Source organism: Yoonia sp. R2-816 (assembly GCF_046762905.1).
GTDB lineage: Bacteria > Pseudomonadota > Alphaproteobacteria > Rhodobacterales > Rhodobacteraceae > Yoonia.
This window is the reverse complement of record NZ_JBKQXN010000177.1, coordinates 37,055-57,090: the sequence shown is the minus strand read 5'-3', so window position 1 is coordinate 57,090 and position 20,036 is coordinate 37,055. Positions and strand designations below refer to the sequence as shown.

18 protein-coding genes are annotated in these 20,036 nt (G+C 57.9%); 9 read left to right on the top strand and 9 right to left on the bottom strand.

The window, feature by feature from the left end; translation table 11 throughout:
* The first annotated feature begins 94 nt into the window (after window positions 1-94).
* Window positions 95-778 carry a hypothetical protein gene (locus ACFWW2_RS07145; RefSeq protein WP_393927164.1) on the top strand — a complete coding sequence of 228 codons (684 nt, stop codon included), beginning with the start codon at window positions 95-97 and terminating at the stop codon, window positions 776-778.
* A gap of 111 nt (window positions 779-889) precedes the next feature.
* Window positions 890-1,135: a hypothetical protein gene (locus ACFWW2_RS07140; RefSeq protein WP_393927163.1), complete on the top strand. Its 246-nt coding sequence runs from the start codon at window positions 890-892 to the stop codon at window positions 1,133-1,135.
* A 151-nt stretch (window positions 1,136-1,286) separates the two neighbouring features.
* Here ACFWW2_RS07140 and ACFWW2_RS07135 read toward each other — a convergent pair whose 3' ends face one another.
* From ACFWW2_RS07135 to ACFWW2_RS07110, 6 genes are all read right to left on the bottom strand, one after another.
* The gene (locus ACFWW2_RS07135) at window positions 1,287-2,057 is read right to left on the bottom strand and encodes an RHS repeat-associated core domain-containing protein (protein ID WP_393927162.1); all 771 of its coding nucleotides are present in this window, start codon (window positions 2,055-2,057) and stop codon (window positions 1,287-1,289) included.
* A 141-nt stretch (window positions 2,058-2,198) separates the two neighbouring features.
* Window positions 2,199-2,486 carry a hypothetical protein gene (locus ACFWW2_RS07130; protein WP_393927161.1) on the bottom strand — a complete coding sequence of 96 codons (288 nt, stop codon included), beginning with the start codon at window positions 2,484-2,486 and terminating at the stop codon, window positions 2,199-2,201.
* Window positions 2,483-7,069, bottom strand: coding sequence for an RHS repeat-associated core domain-containing protein (locus ACFWW2_RS07125; RefSeq protein WP_393927160.1), 4,587 nt, complete (start codon window positions 7,067-7,069; stop codon window positions 2,483-2,485). The genes ACFWW2_RS07130 and ACFWW2_RS07125 overlap by 4 nt, the downstream gene beginning before the upstream one ends.
* Before the next feature lie 4 nt (window positions 7,070-7,073).
* Window positions 7,074-7,502 (bottom strand): DcrB-related protein, encoded by a 429-nt coding sequence (locus ACFWW2_RS07120; protein WP_393927159.1) that lies wholly within the window; start codon window positions 7,500-7,502, stop codon window positions 7,074-7,076.
* 6 nt (window positions 7,503-7,508) lie between these two features.
* Complete coding sequence (locus ACFWW2_RS07115; RefSeq protein ID WP_393927158.1) at window positions 7,509-9,410, bottom strand: type VI secretion system Vgr family protein; 1,902 nt, start codon at window positions 9,408-9,410, stop codon at window positions 7,509-7,511.
* Between the two features lie 150 nt (window positions 9,411-9,560).
* Complete coding sequence (locus tag ACFWW2_RS07110; RefSeq protein ID WP_393927157.1) at window positions 9,561-11,156, bottom strand: GMC family oxidoreductase; 1,596 nt, start codon at window positions 11,154-11,156, stop codon at window positions 9,561-9,563.
* A gap of 105 nt (window positions 11,157-11,261) precedes the next feature.
* On the opposite strand from ACFWW2_RS07110, the gene ACFWW2_RS07105 reads away from it, so the two are divergent.
* The 5 genes from ACFWW2_RS07105 to fnrL all read left to right on the top strand — a co-directional run bounded on the left by ACFWW2_RS07105 (window position 11,262) and on the right by fnrL (window position 16,245).
* Window positions 11,262-12,491: a TRAP transporter substrate-binding protein gene (locus ACFWW2_RS07105; protein ID WP_393927156.1), complete on the top strand. Its 1,230-nt coding sequence runs from the start codon at window positions 11,262-11,264 to the stop codon at window positions 12,489-12,491.
* A 155-nt stretch (window positions 12,492-12,646) separates the two neighbouring features.
* Window positions 12,647-13,255: a TRAP transporter small permease gene (locus ACFWW2_RS07100; protein ID WP_393927155.1), complete on the top strand. Its 609-nt coding sequence runs from the start codon at window positions 12,647-12,649 to the stop codon at window positions 13,253-13,255.
* The gene (locus ACFWW2_RS07095) at window positions 13,255-14,631 is read left to right on the top strand and encodes a TRAP transporter large permease (RefSeq protein ID WP_393927154.1); all 1,377 of its coding nucleotides are present in this window, start codon (window positions 13,255-13,257) and stop codon (window positions 14,629-14,631) included. Before ACFWW2_RS07100 ends, ACFWW2_RS07095 begins: the two co-directional genes overlap by 1 nt.
* Window positions 14,632-14,644: 13 nt before the next feature.
* A complete protein-coding gene (locus ACFWW2_RS07090; protein ID WP_393927153.1) occupies window positions 14,645-15,424 on the top strand; it encodes an IclR family transcriptional regulator in 780 nt (259 codons plus the stop codon).
* 101 nt (window positions 15,425-15,525) lie between these two features.
* On the top strand, window positions 15,526-16,245 hold the full coding sequence (gene fnrL / locus ACFWW2_RS07085) for a transcriptional regulator FnrL (RefSeq protein WP_393927151.1): 720 nt from the start codon (window positions 15,526-15,528) through the stop codon (window positions 16,243-16,245).
* 9 nt (window positions 16,246-16,254) lie between these two features.
* Here fnrL and ACFWW2_RS07080 read toward each other — a convergent pair whose 3' ends face one another.
* Window positions 16,255-16,581: a hypothetical protein gene (locus ACFWW2_RS07080; RefSeq protein ID WP_393927150.1), complete on the bottom strand. Its 327-nt coding sequence runs from the start codon at window positions 16,579-16,581 to the stop codon at window positions 16,255-16,257.
* A 69-nt stretch (window positions 16,582-16,650) separates the two neighbouring features.
* Between ACFWW2_RS07080 and ACFWW2_RS07075 the strand changes: the two genes are divergently transcribed.
* Together ACFWW2_RS07075 and ACFWW2_RS07070 are read left to right on the top strand one after the other, a co-directional pair.
* A complete protein-coding gene (locus tag ACFWW2_RS07075) occupies window positions 16,651-17,811 on the top strand; it encodes a Hint domain-containing protein (RefSeq protein WP_393927149.1) in 1,161 nt (386 codons plus the stop codon).
* A 161-nt stretch (window positions 17,812-17,972) separates the two neighbouring features.
* Window positions 17,973-18,452, top strand: a complete 480-nt coding sequence (locus tag ACFWW2_RS07070; RefSeq protein ID WP_393927148.1) for a pyridoxamine 5'-phosphate oxidase family protein — start codon at window positions 17,973-17,975, stop codon at window positions 18,450-18,452.
* A 148-nt stretch (window positions 18,453-18,600) separates the two neighbouring features.
* Here ACFWW2_RS07070 and ACFWW2_RS07065 read toward each other — a convergent pair whose 3' ends face one another.
* Together ACFWW2_RS07065 and ACFWW2_RS07060 are read right to left on the bottom strand one after the other, a co-directional pair.
* Window positions 18,601-19,044, bottom strand: coding sequence for a universal stress protein (locus ACFWW2_RS07065; RefSeq protein ID WP_393927147.1), 444 nt, complete (start codon window positions 19,042-19,044; stop codon window positions 18,601-18,603).
* A 63-nt stretch (window positions 19,045-19,107) separates the two neighbouring features.
* Window positions 19,108-19,941: a universal stress protein gene (locus ACFWW2_RS07060; protein WP_393927146.1), complete on the bottom strand. Its 834-nt coding sequence runs from the start codon at window positions 19,939-19,941 to the stop codon at window positions 19,108-19,110.
* Between the last annotated feature and the right edge of the window lie 95 nt (window positions 19,942-20,036).

Sequence of the window (20,036 nt, the reverse complement as noted above, 5' to 3'; positions counted from 1 at the left end):
CGGAGCCACGATTGAAGCGCAAGGCAATGCTAGAGGTTTTAGCTCCCATACCGAGCAGCTGCTCAAACATGGCGTGAACGGTATAGCTGGAGACATGAATGCCATCATACCACTGATTGAAGTGGGCGATCTGGGTAGGAGACTTACGCATTTAAGTCTGGGGGACTACGACGACGACGGGTTAAATTACCTTTCCAAACTACCCAATTTGACGGCGCTGATGCTCGAGGGTGCCGGGCCAAAGCGCCCACTAGGCAATGTCGTGCCCAAGCTGTCTTTTCTGACTGTAGGCAAGATGCAGAAGACGACATTAGGAGGGCTTGCGCAACTACATGGATTGCAACTGACGGCGGGCTGCGGACACCTGGACACCTGTGAGAGCCCCGGACTAAAAACGCTGTTCGTAGCTGGCGCCGCCCCGCAGTGTCTCGACCACATTAACCGATTTCAACAACTTCAAACACTAGCATTGTGGTCCCGCAAGAAAGGTTGGTCTTTTACTGCATTGACGCAATGCCCTTTACTAAACGACTTCGCCTTCGAGGGGCCAGCGCACCAATACTGGGACAGCCTCCCTCAAACGCTAAAACGCGTATCTATCGAAAAAACTAATGGGTCTGCACGACTAGCGGACCATCTATCGGACGTGCCCGTGCTATCAATTGGATACAATCCAACGGATTCCGGAGATGACGGCTTCTATCGTGGGGATCTGCTTGAAGTCGGCGATCCTTTCCGCACCATAGAAGGTGACGTCTTTATGGCTGATATCGTGTAATATTTTTCTGGAACACGTAATGAAGCAAAACTGACATTCGGATGTGGCGACGTGTTGTGCGCCGCCGGAATGCGCACTTGAAGGCGGATCGATAGGTCGTGGTCGGTGAGCATGGGTGCCGCAGGCAATACCGCGCCTGATGTAATGCTGACCGCGCAATTGGACTTCCCAATCCGGTTTCAGGGGCAGTGGGAAGATGCAGAGACCGGGATCAACTACAACCGGTTACCTATTGCCCATGGTTTATGTCGTTTCTTCGTCAATCCGCAACCGCTGGGGCTGATGTGCGCGCTGCCATGCTTGCCGCCCAAAAGCGCTCTGCCGGTTTGCCATTGCCACGTGTCAGTGGTCCTATAACGGGACAACCGAATTGCAGGAGGGTGCGGTGATGATACTGGAAGCGGCGACACTGCTTGATAGGTTCAAGGGGCTAACGGTGGTGTCAGTGGGCAGTCGGTACAAATTTCCAATGGCCCGACGACAATCTCGTTAAGACTGCGCGTCAGCGTTATTGAGAATGCCGTGTCAGTTCAGTGGGAATATCCATTCGTAGATATTCCTCCACGTCGATGAACGCGATTTGTAGGCGGGGGTTCTGGATCGACCTTATCTTATGGTGCAGCGACGGCAGGGTCCCCGGGGCTGTGATCGAGGCGCGGAGGGGGAATGAGCGAGGGTTTGCAGCCCGTGCGGACACGTTGGCGTCTTGGGTGTAAATAGTCTGGCTGGCGACTTGGATGCAATCGTCCCACCCACCGGTCTGAGGATCTCTCATCTCGACCACGCCGGTCCTTACGCCGTTGCGATCTGCCGGAGCGGTGTATTCTACCACCCTTACGTTTCCAGATCTCGTGTAATGACCTCCAGACCCTTGACCACGACCATTGATATTTCCGTCAAGAATTTGGTCGAAATTGATGTTACTACAGCCTACAAGTCCAAGCCTGTCGACCCATCCATTTGGGCCGACAACATACGCCTGAGGTCTTGGACCGCCTTGCAACCCAATCGGATCCCTCGACAGGTACTGCCCAGCCTCCGCGTCATAGTGCCGGAACCGGTTGTAGTGCAGCCCGCTTTCCTCATCTGCCCATTGCCCCTGGAACCGAATGTTGCAGGCGGCCTCGGCCTTCCAGATATCGATCTTTTCTTCGTTGCCCCACCGCCCGAACTTTGCCCGCCAGACCGGCCGCTTGCCGTCTTCCGAGAAAATCTCGCGCGGGGTGCCGATGTGGTCGGTGACCACATAGTAGAGGTCATCCCCGGCCAGCTTTGCCATGGGCCGGAAGGTGCTGGGTTCGTAGATCCAGGCCTCTGCCGCCTCCCAGGCGAATGACCCATCTGCATAAACGGGTGCGTCGGCGACGATCTGGTCGCTGTCCCATTGGTAGGCAGCTCAATTCCAAAGAGGCAGAGTCTGCTAAGTAATGTTTAGAAAGATGACCAGCTTATCAAAAAAGTCGTCCAAGTACATCGTCTCTTCGTCTAGCTTTAGCGACTTGGCATGCTCTAGAATTAGCTTTCTTTCCTCTGTACCAAACTCAGTCGATTGCTGAATGTAGCATAGCATTGCGCTTTCAAACGCGATTTCTGTTTCACCCACACCCAAGAACTTTCTTATTTCGTCCAAAGTCTCGGGCTGTGGAATAGGGTATTTATCCAATATTTCCGTCAAAAAGACTTCTGACTGCTCCAAAGTAAAACTCATTGTACTGGATATCCGGTAGATATTTTACCAGCGTGAGTATGGCCAGCTGGATAGTCGTAGACTTCAATATTCACGCCGTCACGTTGACCCCGATAATAGGTTGCTCCATGTGCCCCAACGCCCGTTGAGGTCGGATTGTCCTTTACATCTTGAATGTTGTGTAAGATGCGGTCGTCGCTCCAACTCTTGGGAAACTGAGTTTTGCCCGGTTTACTGGTTCGCGCGGCCCAATTGTGCCGGTTGAGGATATGAGGTCCCCGATGACTATCCAACGTTTTTGGAGTAGCTGGCAAGGTAGGCGGCGTTGGCTCAGCGGCAATTGTACCGTCTGCGTTCCTCCATCTTCGCATCTTTGTGGTGCCGGTTGCCGGACCTGGATCCCAAGTTGGGCCGCAGCCACTTAGACCAAGTGGGTCGACCCATCCGTTGGGATCGTGGACATAGCCATGTGGCCTAGTTCCACCACCGATGCCCAACGGGTCAGGGGAAATGTACTGGCCAGCATCAGGATCGTAGTATCGGTTTCGATTGTAGTGTAGTCCGGACTCTTCATCGAACCACTGCCCCTGGAACCGCATGTTGCAACCCATGGGGCTTTCGGCTTTGGCATCGGTCTGCCAAACATCGATCTGCCTAGCTTTTCCCCACAGCTCGTGACAAGCCCGCCATGCGGTGATACGTCCATCCTCAGAAACGAGTTCTCGCGGTGTGCCCAGATGGTCGGCGACCACGTAGAATAAAGCGTCGCCCAAGCGTTTGGCTATCGGCGTGAATTGACCAGGTTCGTAGATCCAATCCTCGGCATGGGACCAACCGATAGTTCCGTCTGCATAAATTGGCGCATTGGAAACAATTCTGCTTCCTTCCCACTGATACGCCCGGCCTTCGCCCGGCTGCAGATCAATCTCTTCGTCGCGCCGTCCGGCCACGACCTTCAGTCGCCGCACACGGCGCCCAAGCGCGTCATAGCCATAGTGCCAGACCGACCCGTCGGGGGCGGACAGGCGGACCAGCCGGTCTTCACCGTTCCAGGCCATGCGCCAGGTGCGCGGGCGGAAGCCGGGTTCTTCGACCCGCTTTTCGATTACACGTCCGCAGGCATCGTGGATGTAATAGGTCCGGCCGCGCGATTTGACACGGCCCCCCGGTGCCTGCTGGATCGGGGCGAAACCGCTGGCATCGGTCGTGGCTGACAGGTTCCGGGCGGGGTCATAGCTGTAACCCATGCGCGCAACTTCGGCACCGGTCCGGTCGATCTGGCGGGTCGCGGCGACCTGGCCGCGTTTGTCATAGTTGAACTGGGTCTGGCCCCAATGGGCATCGATCTGGGAAATCGCCCGCCCGGCTTTGTCCCAGTCATAGCTGCGATGCGCGCGCACCAGCCCGCCACCGCGTGTTGACAGCCCGCCAGGGCCGGGCAGCGCGTCGCTTGGTCCCGCCATCTGGGTACGCAGGAAACCCGCGGCGGTATAGTCCTGGGCCAGCGCAAAGCCCGTCGCACTTTGGCGCAGGGTTTCCAGCCCTCGCGCGTCGTGCTGCATGGACAGGGGCGCATGATCCCCGATCCTGATCCGGGCAGGCAGACCGGCAGGGGTATAATCGGTGGTCAGCGGCAGGACATCGCCTGCCCGCTGCGTGCGCAGCCCTGATCCCGGGGCATATGCCGACTTGATCTCGCGCCCGTCCACCTTTTCACTTATGATCCGGCCCAGCGCGTCATAGGCATATTCGACCGTGGCCATGTCGTTCTGCGCCATGGTCATCAGGCCACGCGGATCATAGGTGAACCGGGTCACGGCAGGCCCGTCCGCCCCTATCACCTGCATTTCGATCAGGTCGCCTCGTGGGGAGTAGGTATACTGTGTCTCAACCCCGTCAGGGGCAATCTTGCGGGTCACCCGGCCGCCGACATCGCGGATGTAACGTGTTGTCAGACCGCCGAAATCCCGCTCTGCGATCAGACCGCCCGCAGCATCGTAATGATACTCGTACCGTTCCCCCAATGCGTTGATCACAGCGGTCAGCCGCATCTCGCTGTCATGTTCCAGCCGCATGGTGTTGCCCATCGGGTCAGTGACCTCGGTCGGCAGATCAAAGGCCCCGGTGACGAAATGGCGGGTGTTGCCTTCGCCATCGGTGACAGAGGCCAACTGCCCTTCGCTGTCCCATGTCATCTGCATGGTCGCGTCGTCCGGCATGTTGATCCGCTGCACGGCGCCGCGCGGGTTGGTCGGGCCGCGCTTGACGTCATAGCGCGTGACGGCCCCGGCGGCGTCTTCGACAAAGGTCAGCCGACCCTCGCGGTCATAGCGCATCCGCTCTTCGTGCCCATCGGCATTCGTGCGCATGCGCGGGCGCATGAATTCATCGTAATAGATCCGTTCCTGCGCGCCGCCCGGCATCTCGATCCGCAGCACCTCGCCCCGGTCACCCCGGCGAAACGCCACATCATCCCCCATCGCGTCCGTGATGCGTTTCAGATTGCTCTTGTCGTCATAATGAAAGGTCTCGGTCGCCCCGGCCGCATCGGTGCGCGCGGTCAGCAAACCGTTGGCGTCATAGGTCCACGACAGCACCGCCCCGTCCGGGTCAGTGACAGAGGTGATGTTGCCCAGATCGTCATAGGTGTATTCCGACCGGTGCCCTAGCGGGTCGATCCGGACGACAGGGTTATACTGGCTGTCCCATTCGGTCAGCCATTCCGCCCCGTTGGCATCCACCTCTTTCCAGACCAGCCCATCGGCATTGTAATGGTGATAGCTCTTATGCCCAAAGGTGTTGGTTTCCGTGGTGATCCGGTTTTCCAAATCATAGGACAGCTTGCCGCCCGCCTGCCCGGAAGAGGTCTGGACCTCAACAATCCGGTCATTGCTGCCATAGATGTAAGTGGCCGAGGTCGCCTTGGTATCGGACCAGCCCACAACCCGGCCTTCACCGTCATATTTGTAGAACAGCGTGCCAAACTGTGACGACCGCGCCTCTTTCAGCCGGCCCGCATCGGTGTAGTCCCAGGTGAAATTGCAGTCACCATGTTCGTGATCAATCAGCGATGCCGCCCGGATCAGCCCGTTTTCGCATTTGATATCAAGAGCAAAGCCGTCCGAGTGGGTGACCTTGTAAAGATTCTCTGCGTGGTAGAGGAAGGTGATCTTGTTGCCATTGTGATCTTCGATCTCTGACAGCAGGACCTTGTTGTCATGCCGATGGGCAAACTTGTAAAACAGCCGTTCGCGCCGGTTATAAAGAAAGATGTCGCCATCCTTGCGCCCCATCAGTTCCAGATGGGGAAAACGGGTATGGTCACTCAGGATCTCGGGGTCGGGGGTGTGGAAGATGACACCGGGACCCTCGGGATCGAAATAGGTCGTGGTCTCATCATCGATCACCAGATGCTGCGACCATGTGCTGACCCAATCCTTGCCCATTTGCCCTGTGGCGCCACGCCGGTAAAGCCGGGTCAGTTGCAAGGGGATCGTGCCGGGGATCGCGATATCGGTGCGCAGATCAAAGAACTGGCCGGTCGCATAGGCCACAGGGTCACGCCCGCTGGCGCAGCGGGTGCAGGGCGGGGTGTTGTCCCGCGTCGCGTTCGATCGTCTAGGGCGCGGGTTGCTGCGGTTGTTGCGGGCCTTGCCCCCGCGCGGGATCGGCAGGAAGTTCAGCACACCCAGCCCGATCCGGGTCCAGCGCTGGGCCCAGCCGCCATCGATGTCCAGCGCGATCGGACTGGTATCCATGTCGATGGCGATGGATTTGCAGCCGTCGTTGATGACCCCGGCACAGGTCGTCTTGTGGCCGATCCGAGACATCGGCATCCCGTTGACGGCCACGGTTTCTGCCCCTTCGGCAACCGCCATCACCTTGTGCACGCTGCAAAGTACGGGCGCCCCGACAAAGGCCACCGGCTTGCCCTCGAAGAAGACGTTGGGTGATCCAAAACTGATGATGCCCTGGTTCGTGCCGTACTGACCGGCGGCCGAGGCAAAGCCAGCCCCCAGACCCGCCACGGCACCCGCCGCCAGACCGGCGGCTGCAATCACGATCAGTGCGGTGCCGCCGCTGGCCACGATCAGGGCGCCGACGGCAACAGCCGCCACCGCGCCAAGCGCAATCGCACCCAGGGTGGCCCATGGGCTGGTATGGGCGATCGGGTGCCCCATGGTTGCGGGCATCTCGCCCTGCTCCGGCAGGCGTTGCCAACCCAGCAGATCACCCATGACCGCATGGCCCAGCTTGTCGCCAACCCATGCGCCCGCAATGCCGCCTGCAATCCCGGCGGCAAGGCCCACAGCAACTGGGGCGGCGGCGGTCAGGGCCCCGGCAGCAACGCTTGTTCCAGCAGCTGAGGCCGCCATGCCACCAGACACGGCGGCATATCCCATCATCCCGCCGCTGACGACGTAGTTGAACGTGTCGCCTTCGACCACGTTCAACGTGTTGTCGATGAACATTTCCGATCCGCTGCGGTCGAACTCACTGCGCAAGGTGCCGCGCGGGGCGGATTCAGTGACGCTGCTGCCGGACCGGGCGTGACGGCTTGCGTCCTGCCCAATGGTCATGCCTGTCAGCAAGCCACCCGCCATCGGATCAGCTCGCCGGTTCGGTCAGTTGCAAAGTGGCAGTGATCCGGCGCACCTCGGATTTCTGGGTGTCGCTCATCTTGCCGGGCATGGAGGCGGTCAGCACCATCGCATGGGCGGGCGCATTCACCGTTGTGATGATCTGATGCATCGGACCCTGCTTGGCGTTCCATGTGCATTCCAACTCAACTGCCTGACGGCCCGAGATATGCAGGCCGCTTTGGTTGATGATGGTGAAATCGGTCAGCGCCTCACTGGCCTTTTCGATCTCACCGGTCACATATTCATCAAACTCCATCCCCCAGGGCACATCATCGCGGGTCACGGTAAATGACAGGCCCGGCACCGCGCCGGTCCCGCCGCTGGCGATGATGTTGATGGTCTGATCTTTCCAGCTGTCAGGCAGGTCGATGCTGCCTTCGTTCATGTGGTACATATGTGATTATCCAGCGCTATCTTTATTCAAATGGATCATGCCCGCGACCTGATCGATGAAGCCTTCGTTCAGCAGGATTTGCGAACTGCCATGCTTGATCACGACCGCAGTGGGGGTCAACTCGATGGTACTGGCGCCCACGGTCAGCGTGATCTTGTCGGTGGCGGTGTAAAGGATTTCGCCCTTTCCGGCATCGCCCGCATTGGCGTTCGCCTTCACGACCGTGGCCTTAACGGCGCGGGTCTTTGCCACGTTTTCTGTCATATCGCCTGCTACAACATTCGTCGTCTTGTTGCCTGCAGTCAGGATCTTCAGCTCGTCCCCGGTCTTCAGCTCGACTTTGCGGTTACCGTCGCGCAGGAACGTGGTTTCGTTGTCCAGGATTTCTCGATTGAGGTCCTTTTGCGCGTGGACACGGATTTCTTCCTTGCCCGCCTCATCCTCGAACATCATCTCGTTATAGCCGCTGCCGCCATGGGTATTGGTGCGGAACCCGCTTTGGGTCTTGGCGGCGGGCAGGCCTGCGCTGGGCATGCTTTTCTGGTTATAAACACAGCCGGTGACGACCGGATTGTCCGGGTCACCTTCCAGAAACTGGACGATGACCTCCATCCCGATGCGGGGGATGACCATGCCGCCCCAGCCGCCACCGGCCCAGTTCTGCGACACCCGGCATCGCATGGATTTTGCCCCGCTCAGGTCCCAGTGAAACCGGACAAGGATGCGCCCGAATTCGTCGCAGTCAATCTCGCCTTCGCCCACGACCATGGCGGTCTGAGCGCCCTGAATGACGGGGGGCTGCGTCTTTCGTTTCGGGGCCAGTGGGGCGGTGTCGGGCATCAACACATACGACCCCGAATAGGCCATGCCGTCGCTTTCGGCGCCGCCTGATCCATAGGAATCCGAGACATAGGAATGGGTCGCGGCGAGGCAGATAAATGTCTTGCCGGTCACGCCCTTTACGCGATCACCGGTGATCGCGACCTTCATACCCGCCCCAAGGCTGGTGCAGTCACCAACCGCACGGTGGCGCACATCGCGCCCGCGTTCCTGGGCCGTGCGCAGCGCGGCGACCTCTTTCCCGGCGCCGGCATCCTGAAATCCACCGGGGAAATCGAAACTTTCGATCTGACCATGGGCAAAGGCCGCGTCGCCCATATGTTCCACTTCCATCGATGCGGTTGGATTCTTAAAGTTGTAGTCGATCATCCGGACCGCACCCGTGGTCATGTTGCGCTCCGGGGCCCATTCCCAGAAATGTTCTTCCGCCGCCTGCGATGCACCCTCGAACGGTTTGTAGAGACGGCCTTCACCAGCCACGCTGTCATGCTGTTCCAGCGTGTCCGTCAGCACCAGCGTGTGCGAACCCACCGTATGGGTGAAATGATATGAAATGCCGAATTTTTCCATCATCCGCGTGGCGAAATCCAGATCGCTCTCGCGATACTGCACCGTGTATTCCAGCTCCGGGTAACTCTTGGTCAGGCGGTTATCGACCGCCGGGTTGCCCATGCCGCCATAGGTGGCGAACAGCTCGTCAAGGATCTGCACCACCGTCTTTTCGTGAAAAATGCGCTGGTTGCGGCGCTTGCTGGCCACCCAAAGCCAGGGACGCAAGGTTAGCGTATAGCGGAACCCGTTTTCGCCGACACCTGCCCATTTGGCATTCGTCACAAGCCCGTCAAAGACCCGAGGTTCATGATTCTGGGTTTCCAGTTCGACAGATGCATGGGTACCCACCAGCTTGTCAAAATCCAGATCAGGTTCGGGGCTCAGCGCGTCGACAGTGTATTCGAACAGCTTGTTAACATAGTCAGACCCGCCAAAACGCAACATGACCAGGGTTTCAGGGCCAAGTGCAGTCGTCAGGCGACCCGCGCGGGTCTCTTGCGAAAAAGGAGCATTCATAAATTATCGCCTTTGGTGCAGACGTTTGAAAACATTGCAATCATACTGACATTACCAGCGATTGTCATGCCGGAATCCGGCACTTGACAGACGGGCGCAAACAACTGCCTACCTTGGACGAAGGTTCGGATCAACAGTTTGCGGCGTCAGTCACATGTCCTGCAGGATCAGATCAGACGCCTTTTCCCCGATCATGATCGCGGGGGCGTTGGTATTGCCCGAAACGATTTCCGGCATGATCGCGCAATCCGCGACCCGAAGCCCGGCGATCCCGTGCACGCGCAGCCTGTCATCAACAACGGCGTCCTTGCCCTGACCCATCTTGCAGGTGCCCGTCGGGTGATAAATCGACGCGGTGTTACTACGCGCCCAGTCCAGCGTCGCGTCGTAGTCATTGATGTCGAGGTCTTTGTAAGGCCGGAATTCTTCTGAAATCTTCGAGGTGAGCGGCGCATGCCGGGCGATGGTGCGCGCGATGTTGACGCCAGCAACCACAGTCCGGCAATCGGTTTCGGTGGACAGATAGTTGGGGATGATCTTCGGATAGGTGCGCGGATCGCTGCTTTGCAACCTGATCTCGCCCCGGCTTTCGGGGCGCAACTGGCAGACAGACATCGTGAAGGCCGAGAACTTGTCGGCCCCTTTGCCCGGATTTTCTGCCGACAGGGGCTGCACATGGAACTGGATATCCGGGGTTTCCACATCCTCACGGGTTTTCATGAACCCTGTGGCCAGGCTGGCGGCCATCGTCATGGGGCCTGCCCGGAACATCAGGTATTTCAGACCGATCCGGGCCTGCCCCCAAAGTGAGCTGACCTCATCATTCAGGGTGGGTTCGTTGCATTTATAGACCAGACGCGCCTGCAGATGGTCCTGCAGGTTCTTGCCCACGCCGGGCAGGTCATGCACCACCTCGATCCCGTGTTCGGTCAGTTGCGCGGCTTCACCAATACCTGACAGCATCAGGATCTGGGGGGAATTGATCGCGCCACCAGACAGGATCACCTCCTTGCCCGCTTTGACGGTGTGCTTGTTGCCGCTGCGGTCTGTATAAACGACACCGGTCGCACGCTTGCCTTCGATCACAACCTTGTCGACCTGCGCATGGGTGATGATCTGCAGATTGTCGCGGGATTTGACCGGGTTGAGATAGGCGACAGCCGCACTACACCGCCGCCCGTTGCGCGATGTCAGCTGGAAAAACCCGACACCTTCCTGCTCGGCCCCGTTGTAATCGGGGTTGAACTTGTAACCTGCGGCCTGTGCTGCGGCGACCCAGGCATCGGTAATCGGGCGCTGGATTCGCATATTCGACACCGAAAGCGGGCCCTGATCGCCGTGAAATTCATCTGCGCCGCGTTCGTTCTTTTCGGCCCGTTTGAACAGGGGCAGCACATCGTCCCAGCCCCAACCGGCATTACCCATCTGGCGCCAGCGGTCGTAATCCTGCGGTTGGCCGCGCACATAAAGCAACCCGTTCAGCGATGATGAGCCACCCAGCACCTTGCCGCGCGGCCATTCGATGGAACGACCGTTAAGTCCCGGATCAGGCTCGGTTTTATAGCACCAGTCGACCGATGGATTGTGGATCGTCTTGAAGTAACCGACAGGGATATGGATCCACGGGTTCAGGTCGCGCCCACCAGCCTCAAGCAGGATCACTTTGTTGGCGGGATCAGCGCTCAACCGGTTGGCCAGGACGCAGCCCGCCGAACCGGCGCCAACGACGATAAAATCGGCTTCCACTTCTATTCCTCCCCCGAAGTGAAAAAACTCTATGCAGAACGCCCGGACTATACTAGTGTTTTTTGAAACTAAAAGTCTCAATAATCGACATCATGGGAGGAAAACATGAAAGTCAGCAACAACCTGAGCCGTATTTCGCGGCGGGATTTATTCAAGGTGGCAGGAACTTACGGGATGAGTTCGACGCTTTTGGCGGCGGGCACATTCGGGGGGGCGATGAGTCTTGCGAACCTGGCGAGGGCCGCAGAATCGACTTATGAAAAGCGCTTTGCGAAAGAACCAAAGTTCACGCTCAAGCTGGGGGCAGCCGGTTTTAACGAACGCAACCTTCTAATCGAACGCGCCGGGGTTCTTGAATTCGCCCGTGATCTGGAAAGCCGGACAGACGGTGAAATCCGCGTCGAATTCATCGGTGACAACGCAATCTGCAACCAATTGTCCTGCGTGGAAAAGACCCAGCAGGGCATCGTGGATATGTACTCCGCCTCCACCCAGAACTCTGCCGGTGGTGCGCCTTATCTGAACGTGCTGGACTATGCCTATATGTTCCGCAGCCGCGCTGACCAGTATTACTTCCTCTACAGCCCGAAAAGCCAGGAAGTGCTGCGTGATCCGTTCGAAAAGATGCACGGTCTGAAATTCCTGTTCAGCCACGCCGAACTGCGCGGTATCCAATTGGGTCTGTCTTGGGCTGACCGTGAAACGGTGACGAGTGTCGAACAGCTTGCCGGCACAAAGAACCGCGTCACCGGCACACAGCTGGGCCGCATCGCGATGCAGGCGCTGAACCTGAACCCTGTGCCGATTGCATGGGAAGAAACGCTCGATGGGCTCAAGCAGGGTCTGATCGACGGGGCCGAAACATGGGCGTCCGCCGTGGCCTACGCCAACATGTCGCCCGTGGTCAGCCAGTGCGTCGACCTGCGCTTCTTCTGCGGTACTGAACATACGGCGATGAATGCATCGGTCTTTGACAGCCTTGATGGCTATCTGCAGGACGCCGTGATGGAATCAGCTTATCTGACACAGGTCCATGTGCAGGCCGCAAACGAGGCTGCACTGGTCAACACTGTCGGCTTCTCGACCCCGCAACTGCCCGAGACGATCTTTGCACAGAACAACGTGCGGATCGCCAACCTGTCGGATGATGAGATCAAGAAGGCCGAGGAAATGTGTTCGCCCGAATATCAGCCTGCCCTGTGGGAAGAATGGCGCGAGCGGATCAACGGCTGGGCCGGTGGCATCGACACCTACCAGGAGATCTACGACGAAGTACGCAACAACCCACACTCCCTGGCCGAAAATGTCGAGCCTCGGCGGTGGTGGAAAGCGTAATGACCGCCTAAGCTATCAAGGCCAGCCCAACCTACTGGGCTGGCCTTTTTATCGGACGAGCCGGGCAAACCGGCCTGATATGGACGGGGGAGGCCATATCCATGTGGAGCGATTTTCTATCTATTTTCAGCGCGTTGATGGACCAGGATACGTTCATGATTCGCACCGCATTGCGCACGGATGCGGCCTGGCTGTTTGGGGGGCTTGTCACTGTCGTGGGTGGGTTGCTGGTGATGTTTATCTACCGGCATGTCCCCTTTATCGATAGGCATCTGGAAAAATCCATCATGGTCTGGAGCTATCTGGCCATCGCTTTCATCATCTTCTGGGGTGTGATCGACCGGTTCATCTTCAATGATCAGGAACCATGGTCGACAACGATCCCACCCTTCCTGTTCATGATCATGGCATGGTTCGGGGCCGCCTATAACGTGCGCCTGCGCACCCATCTTAGTTTCAACGAATTTCGCACACGCATGAGACCGACCGGTCAAATGGCCTGCCTCTGCCTTGATTCCGTCCTATGGCTTGGCCTGTCGGTGATCGTGGTGACCACGACATTGCGGCTGACAGTCAATTCGGCAGCCAACTTCCAGATCGTGCTGGGCACGGACAATGTGATGCAGTGGTGGTTCATCGCAACGATACCCCTGGCCTTCGTGATGCTGGCGGGTCGTGTTTTCGAAAACCTGGGCGATGATATCGCCCGCTACCGCAGTGGCGAGCCGCTGATCCAGCAAGCCGTCATCGGGGGGGATGTGTAATGGATACCGGAACATGGGTCACACTCATCTCGATCGGGGTGACATTATTTTTCATGCTGGGCGTGCCAGTGCTGCTGGTCATCGCCTATTGGGTCATCGGCTGTTCCTTCGTGCTGGGTCTGACGCTCGACAATCTGGGCTCGGAGCTGCTGAACGTGTTCAACAAGGGCTTTGCCCTGCTGGCCATGCCGCTCTTTATTCTGACTGGTGACCTGATCAACAAATCAGGCATTGCGCGACGGCTGTCTGACTTCGCCTATTCCTGTCTGGGCTGGATCAGGGGCGGCTTGGCGATGGCGTCCCTCGGGGCTTGCGGTCTATTCGCTGCGATCTCCGGCTCCAACTCCGCCACCACGGCCACCATCGGGTCAATGTTGCACCCGGAAATGGTCAAGGGCGGGTATGACGAACGGTTCTCGGCCGCAACGGCTGCTGCCGGTGGTACGGTCGGGATCATCATCCCGCCATCCATCATCTTCATCGTCTACGGCTTCCTGATGAACCTGCCGATTTCGGATCTGTTCATCGCAGGGATCATCCCCGGCACGCTGATGGTGCTGGGTATGCAACTGGCCTGCTTCATCATCTGCTGGCGCAATGGGTGGGGTTATCTGATCCCGCTGGAACTGGTCCGCGTGTTGAAAACGGCACTGGGTGCCTGGCTTGGCTTCTTCGCCATCGGGCTGGTGCTTTGGGGCATCTACACCGGCAAGTTTTCCCCGACCGAGGCGGCAGGCGTCACCGTTGGCTTCTGCATCATTGCCGGATTGCTGAGCTATCCGCTGAACAAGATGATGGGAACGCGAGCCGACACACCAATCGAGAAAAAGGGCTGGGCCGAAATGATCACGGTCGAGGGTTTCAAGCTCCCAGAGGTGCCCTCCATCGTCGTGCGTTCCGCGCAGATCTCGGGCATTCTGGCCCCGCTGATCGCGATTTCGGTCGTGATGCAGCAGATCTTGTCGCTGCTCGGGGCGCAGTCGGTCATCAGTGACTTTGTGACCTCAATGGGCGGGCCGACAGCGGTGCTGCTGACCGCCATGGTGATCGTGTTCGTTTCGGGCATGATCCTCGAAAGCCTGCCGGTCACGATTATTCTGGCACCCATCCTTGCGCCAATCGTCACATCAACGGCACTGTTCGGGGCCGACGCGATTGATCCGGTCCATTTCTCGGTGATCTTCCTTGTGGGTGCGTCCATCGGTTTCATCACGCCGCCCTATGGCCTGAACCTTTATGTTGCATCCGGGGTGACGGGTGTTCCCTACTTCCGGCTGCTGAAGTACACGGTGCCGTACCTTGTAGCATTGATCAGCGTTTGGTTCCTCGTGGCTTTTGTTCCTGAAACCGCGTTGTTCCTGTTGCCGGACAGATAAAAGCGGAGAGTAGATGACAGACCAGGATACTGTCGAAACTACAGGGCAAATCCCCACCAACCTCCGGCTGCTTATGCTGCTGGAGGAAGTGGCAAGGGCAGGTGTGCCTGTGACCCCATCGGCAGTGAACGAGGCGCTGGGGCTGCCCAAGCCCACGATCCATCGGCTGTTCGCCACGGCAGAGGCCGAAGGGTTCCTGCAACGCGATATCGACGGGCGGTCCTACAGCCCGGGGCGGCGCATGCGGCTGCTGGCGGTCAACACGCTGTCATCGGAACGGGTCCGCACCGTGCGTCTGGCGGTGCTGAAAAACCTGGCGACCACGGTGGGCGAGACCTGCAATATCGCCGTTCCCGAACGCGAAGGGATGTTTTACCTCGACCGGGTCGAAACCCATTGGCCGCTGCGCATCCAGTTGCCGGTGGGCACGCAGGTGCCGTTTCACTGTACCGCCAGCGGCAAGATGTATCTGTCCACGCTACGGCCCGATTATCTGGAACGGTTCCTCAAGAACTACACCCTGACCAAGCTGACAGACAAAACCATAACCAGCCCGGCGAAGCTGCAGGATGCGCTGGGCGTCATCCGCGAGCAGGGATATTCGACCGACGATGAAGAGTTCATGTCGGGCATGACCGCCGTCGCGGTGCCCATTCTGGACAATCGCGGCAGGCTTCTGTCGACGCTGTCGATCCATGCCCCTGAACAGCGCCGCACCATCGCGGACCTGATTGCCCATCTTGATGGCCTCAAGGCGGCGGCGGCTGAACTCTCAACCATCGCAGGGCAATAGGCCGCCGACAGCCTGCGACATTGTGCAGGGCGAAGACCCTTGGTATTCCGCGCAAAACTACGCAATACTCGCGCCAACCAACATCGCAGGGGGACAGATACGTGACGCTTGCCGTTCCAAAACTCAAATCCTGTGAGGATTGCCCGATCCGCTACAACGCGGTCTGTTCCAAATGTGAACCGGATGAGCTCAATAGCCTCGAAAGCATCAAATATTACCGGTCCTACTCCGCTGGGCAGCCGATCTTCTTTGCCGGTGACCCGCTGGAATTTGTGGCTTCGGTTGTCTCTGGCGTGGCCAGCCTGACGCGGACAATGCCCGACGGGCGGGTGCAGATGGTCGGGCTGTTGCTGCCTGCCGATTTCATGGGGCGACCGAACCGCGACACGATTGACTGCGATGTGGTGGCTGAAACCGATGTGATGCTGTGCTGTTTCCGGCGTAAACCCTTCGAACGGATGATCGAGGACACGCCTCATGTTGGCCAGCGCCTGCTGGAAATGACGCTGGATGAACTGGACGCAGCCCGCGAATGGATGCTGGTGCTCGGACGCAAGACGGCACGGGAAAAGATCGCGTCGCTCCTGCATATGATCGCGACCCGGATGGCCTCGCTCAAACCAGGGCAGACGGCGCAGGCCACATTTACCCTGCCGATCACCCGCGAAACCATGGCGAACTATCTTGGGCTGACCATCGAAACTGTCAGCCGCCAGATGTCCGCGCTGAAAAAGGATGGGCTGATCGCCTTTGACGACCGGCGCGACATCACCGTACCCGACCTTGAGGCGCTCAAGGCCGAAACCGGCGAACAAGAATAGCAAAGTAACTCAGGTCGAACCGTTGGCGGTTGTGCTGGACGTTTGACAAAACGGGTCAAGTCGCGCGATTGCACGACTGTTCTTGACTTCTATGTAGTTTAAGACGCCATTTTCAGACGATGGGATAACCTCTGTAAGGTTTGATATCTCCTCGATTGCCACAACAATTGCAGGTCCTGTGGCATTGCCAAAACGCTTTCTCTCGGTATCGGTGAATTGCAACTCCAGCACCACATCATTCGCTCTGAACATCTTGACATCATGACACTGACCAAGCGCTAGGAGCCTGTCTTTTAAACGTAACGCTGTTTCTGTTGGCATGACGACAATCGGCATTGAGTCTTCCAATCCTGCACGTTTAGGTTTACAGTTTCACATCGTATATATTGGGGGTTGAAGAAACAAATGCCATTTGTTTTCGATTGGGCAACCTTGGGTTCGGCAAATGGCACGTCAACGATTGTTGACGGTGCCAATACGACTGATCTGACGGTCGTGTCTGATCCAGCGTTTTTTTTCACGAACTTCGCCGGTGGCAACCTCTTTATATCTCCGGGTGAAACGGCACCGGTCACATCCAATATAACTTTCACGACACCGATAAGAAACGGCACTTTCGAGATACTCGATCTTGATAGCAACGAAACTGGATTTGACGATAAGGTCACGATACTCGCGTTCGACAAAGACGGTGCCCCCGTACCGGTAATGTTTTCCAATCTCGAATCTTACCACATCCAGGATGGCAATTCGGTAGAGGCCGAAGGTAACACTTCGACAGGCATTGAAGGACCAGGAGCCCCGGATTCGATCACGGTCAGTTTCGGAGGCCCTGTCGAAACCATTTCAGTGATATTTGAGGCTGGCGACAGCGGCGCCCCCACCGGGTTTATCGGCATCGGCGATATCTCTGGCGACGTTGTCTGTTTCGCCCGCGGCACCCGCATTATGTCCGCTTCTGGTGATATCGCGATCGAAGATCTCAACTTGGGGGACTCCGTTTCGACAGCGCAAAACGGATATCAAACTATCCGTTGGATTGGGAAGCGCAGGCTCAACGCCGAAGAGCTAAAGAAGAATCCAAAACTTCGCCCGGTTCGCATCCGAGCCTGCGCTCTTGGTGCCGGCTTACCGACGCGCGACTTGCTGGTCTCGCGCCAGCATAGAATGCTGGTGTCCTCCGAAGTCGCGGAACGTATGTTTGGTTTGGATGCCATACTGGTTTCAGCAATCAAGCTTACTGGATTGCCCGGTGTGGAAATCGACGAAGTGGCAGCTGAGGTCGAATACATCCATTTGCTGTTCGACAAACATGAAATTATATATGCAGAAGGGGCGCCTTCAGAAAGTCTCTTTACCGGTCCTCAAGCGCTCAAATCTGTCCCGAAAGCAGCACGCGATGAGATCCTCTCACTCTTTCCAGAGCTAAAAAATGAGGATTATATATCTGAGCCGGCCGCGCAAATTCCTGAAAACAAAAGACAACGTAAACTGGTGATGCGTCTCGCGAAAAACAACAAACTTCCGCTGGAAAGGTATGGCCTTTCGCCTGTCAGTCATCTGTAAAATTTCTATTGCTAAAACACCATTTTCCTCATTTAGAACGCTTGTTTGTGGCGTACGCTGATAGGCTCTGACCTTCGTTTCTTGGTTTCGAGCGCGTTTCCATGGAACGCCGTCTCATCTTTCCCGTTGTCCTTCAAACCACCTGAAGAAGGACGACGATAATGACTGACCTGAAGAAAGAGTTCTGGAAGCGGATCGACGATGTGCGTGCGGGCATGTTGGGGGTAAAGGGGCAGGGACGCCTCGTCGCGATGTCGCCGCAGGTCGATGATGACTATCGCGACCAGATTTTCTTTATCACCGCCAAAGGCACCGATCTGGCAAAGGCCGTTGAAACGGGTGATCAGACCGCTCAATTTGTTGTGGCAGACGCCGATTCGGGTCTCTACGCCGATGTCGAAGGCACCCTGCGCCGGTCAGTCGACCGCGAAGCGCTGGACGAAGTCTGGAGCTTTGTTTCAGATGCGTGGTTCGAAGGTGGCCAGCATGACCCTGACGTCTGCCTGCTGCAATTCACCCCGGCGCGTGGTGAGGTATCGGTCACCAACACGAGCGGCGTGAAATTCCTGTATGAAATCGCAAAGGCCAATCTGACCGAGGAAAAGCCGGACGTCGGATCGCAGGGCACTGTCACATTTTGACGGCACCGGCACAATCAGCCTGACATCAGGATCGGGCGATCCGCAATCTTGGACAGACCGTGGGTCGCCCTGCTGAACACCGCGTCGCGCGGGCGCTTTTCAAATTACATCAAAGGTGGGCCAGGCGGCCTGCCTGGCAACGACTGTGCTAAACCACTGTCAGACAGGCGCAGTGGGCGTGATGCTGGATGCGTTGCGAGGTGCTGCCCAGAAACAGGCTAGCGACTGATCCGAGGCCGCGCCTGCCTGTGACAATCAGATCGGCGCCACTCTCTTTGACGACTTTCAGCACCTGACGCACCGGATCGCCGATATGCAGGTCTGTCTGCGCCTCGCATCCGGCCTCCTTGGCGATGGCCGTTGCTTCATCCAGGATCTTCTGGCCTGCTTTCTCAAGTTCATCATGGCTCGGGGCCGTCAGCAATTCGTGATAACCGGCAGGTCCACCAACGATAAACGCTGTCGTTTCGGCCTGCGGCGCATGTACAATGATCAGCTTGGCCTGGTTCGGCTTGGCAATCTGGCAGGCTGCTTTGACGGCGTTCTTGGCGCAGTCAGAGCCATCCACAGCAACGACGATTGTGTCAAACATAGTGGTCTCCTTGGTTATTGTTGTCTGGCGGGACGCGTGCAGATGCATCCTGCTCCCCGGCGATCAGCGTGACATCAGGATTGGCCGGTCCGCCCTTTCCAGCAGACTGCGGGTCGCCCCGCCGAAAACGGCCTCGCGCAGGCGCGAATGGCCATAAGCCCCGCTGACGATCATCTGCGCGCCAACTTCGCGGGCGCGTCGCAGCAGGATTTCACCGACATACGGTTCGGTCTTGGCCAGAACGACCACTTCCGACCGTGTGCCATGACGCATCAGATACTGGGCCATTGCCCCGCCCGGGTCTGACCGGTCGGCGGCATGGGTGGGTGGGTCGATGATGCAAATATCGGCCACTTCGGCCTGTTCCAGCAGGGGTAGGGCGGCGCGGGCGGCGGCCAATGCCTCTGCCCCGTCATTCCAGCCCATCAGCACGTGACCACCCGCATCCGGGGCTTTGCAGCCTTTGGGGATGATCAGCACTGGCCGTTCAGCGGCAAACAAACACGCTTCGACCAGGGTAGAGGCTTCGGGATTTTCCTGATAGGGGCGGGGCAGAACCACCAGATCGGAAAATCGCAGCTTGCGTGCAAGAAAGCCGGTCAGTTCCGGCCCCTGCACCGTGGCGGCATGCATGGCCCAGCGGACCAGCTCACCTTGCATCCGGTCTTTCAGCCAAGCCTCCAGCTTGTCGCGTTGTTCCATCGCGTCGCGGGTCTGTTCGGCCACCAACAGGGCCTCGGTGCCCATATAGTAGTTGTGATTTTCGGTGTGACTGACCGTCACCACATAGATATCCAGATGCGCCCCCATCCTGTCGGACAGGGCTATCGCGGCATCAAGGCCTTCGGTCGACTGATCGGTATCGGTCAGAATCGTCGCAATAATTTTGTACGCCATAATCGGCACTCCCCAAGCAGGTCGTTTCGGGGGGCGATCGTTCGCGCAAAACCGCTCCTTATAAATCAACATGGCAGAGCAAGGCGCGCCCTGTC

Bases quoted from the DNA above. Each gene is read 5' to 3' on its own strand.
- ACFWW2_RS07135 (WP_393927162.1), bottom strand. From the start codon at position 2,057: ATGGCAAAGCTGGCCGGGGATGACCTCTACTATGTGGTCACCGACCAC.
- ACFWW2_RS07115 (WP_393927158.1), bottom strand. From the start codon at position 9,410: ATGAATGCTCCTTTTTCGCAAGAGACCCGCGCGGGTCGCCTGACGACT.
- ACFWW2_RS07100 (WP_393927155.1), top strand. From the start codon at position 12,647: ATGATTCGCACCGCATTGCGCACGGATGCGGCCTGGCTGTTTGGGGGG.
- ACFWW2_RS07140 (WP_393927163.1), top strand. From the start codon at position 890: ATGGGTGCCGCAGGCAATACCGCGCCTGATGTAATGCTGACCGCGCAA.
- ACFWW2_RS07060 (WP_393927146.1), bottom strand. From the start codon at position 19,941: ATGGCGTACAAAATTATTGCGACGATTCTGACCGATACCGATCAGTCG.
- ACFWW2_RS07105 (WP_393927156.1), top strand. From the start codon at position 11,262: ATGAAAGTCAGCAACAACCTGAGCCGTATTTCGCGGCGGGATTTATTC.
- ACFWW2_RS07145 (WP_393927164.1), top strand. From the start codon at position 95: ATGAATGCCATCATACCACTGATTGAAGTGGGCGATCTGGGTAGGAGA.
- ACFWW2_RS07120 (WP_393927159.1), bottom strand. From the start codon at position 7,502: ATGTACCACATGAACGAAGGCAGCATCGACCTGCCTGACAGCTGGAAA.
- ACFWW2_RS07090 (WP_393927153.1), top strand. From the start codon at position 14,645: ATGACAGACCAGGATACTGTCGAAACTACAGGGCAAATCCCCACCAAC.
- ACFWW2_RS07095 (WP_393927154.1), top strand. From the start codon at position 13,255: ATGGATACCGGAACATGGGTCACACTCATCTCGATCGGGGTGACATTA.
- ACFWW2_RS07125 (WP_393927160.1), bottom strand. From the start codon at position 7,069: ATGGCGGGTGGCTTGCTGACAGGCATGACCATTGGGCAGGACGCAAGC.
- ACFWW2_RS07065 (WP_393927147.1), bottom strand. From the start codon at position 19,044: ATGTTTGACACAATCGTCGTTGCTGTGGATGGCTCTGACTGCGCCAAG.
- ACFWW2_RS07075 (WP_393927149.1), top strand. From the start codon at position 16,651: ATGCCATTTGTTTTCGATTGGGCAACCTTGGGTTCGGCAAATGGCACG.
- ACFWW2_RS07130 (WP_393927161.1), bottom strand. From the start codon at position 2,486: ATGAGTTTTACTTTGGAGCAGTCAGAAGTCTTTTTGACGGAAATATTG.
- ACFWW2_RS07070 (WP_393927148.1), top strand. From the start codon at position 17,973: ATGACTGACCTGAAGAAAGAGTTCTGGAAGCGGATCGACGATGTGCGT.
- ACFWW2_RS07080 (WP_393927150.1), bottom strand. From the start codon at position 16,581: ATGCCGATTGTCGTCATGCCAACAGAAACAGCGTTACGTTTAAAAGAC.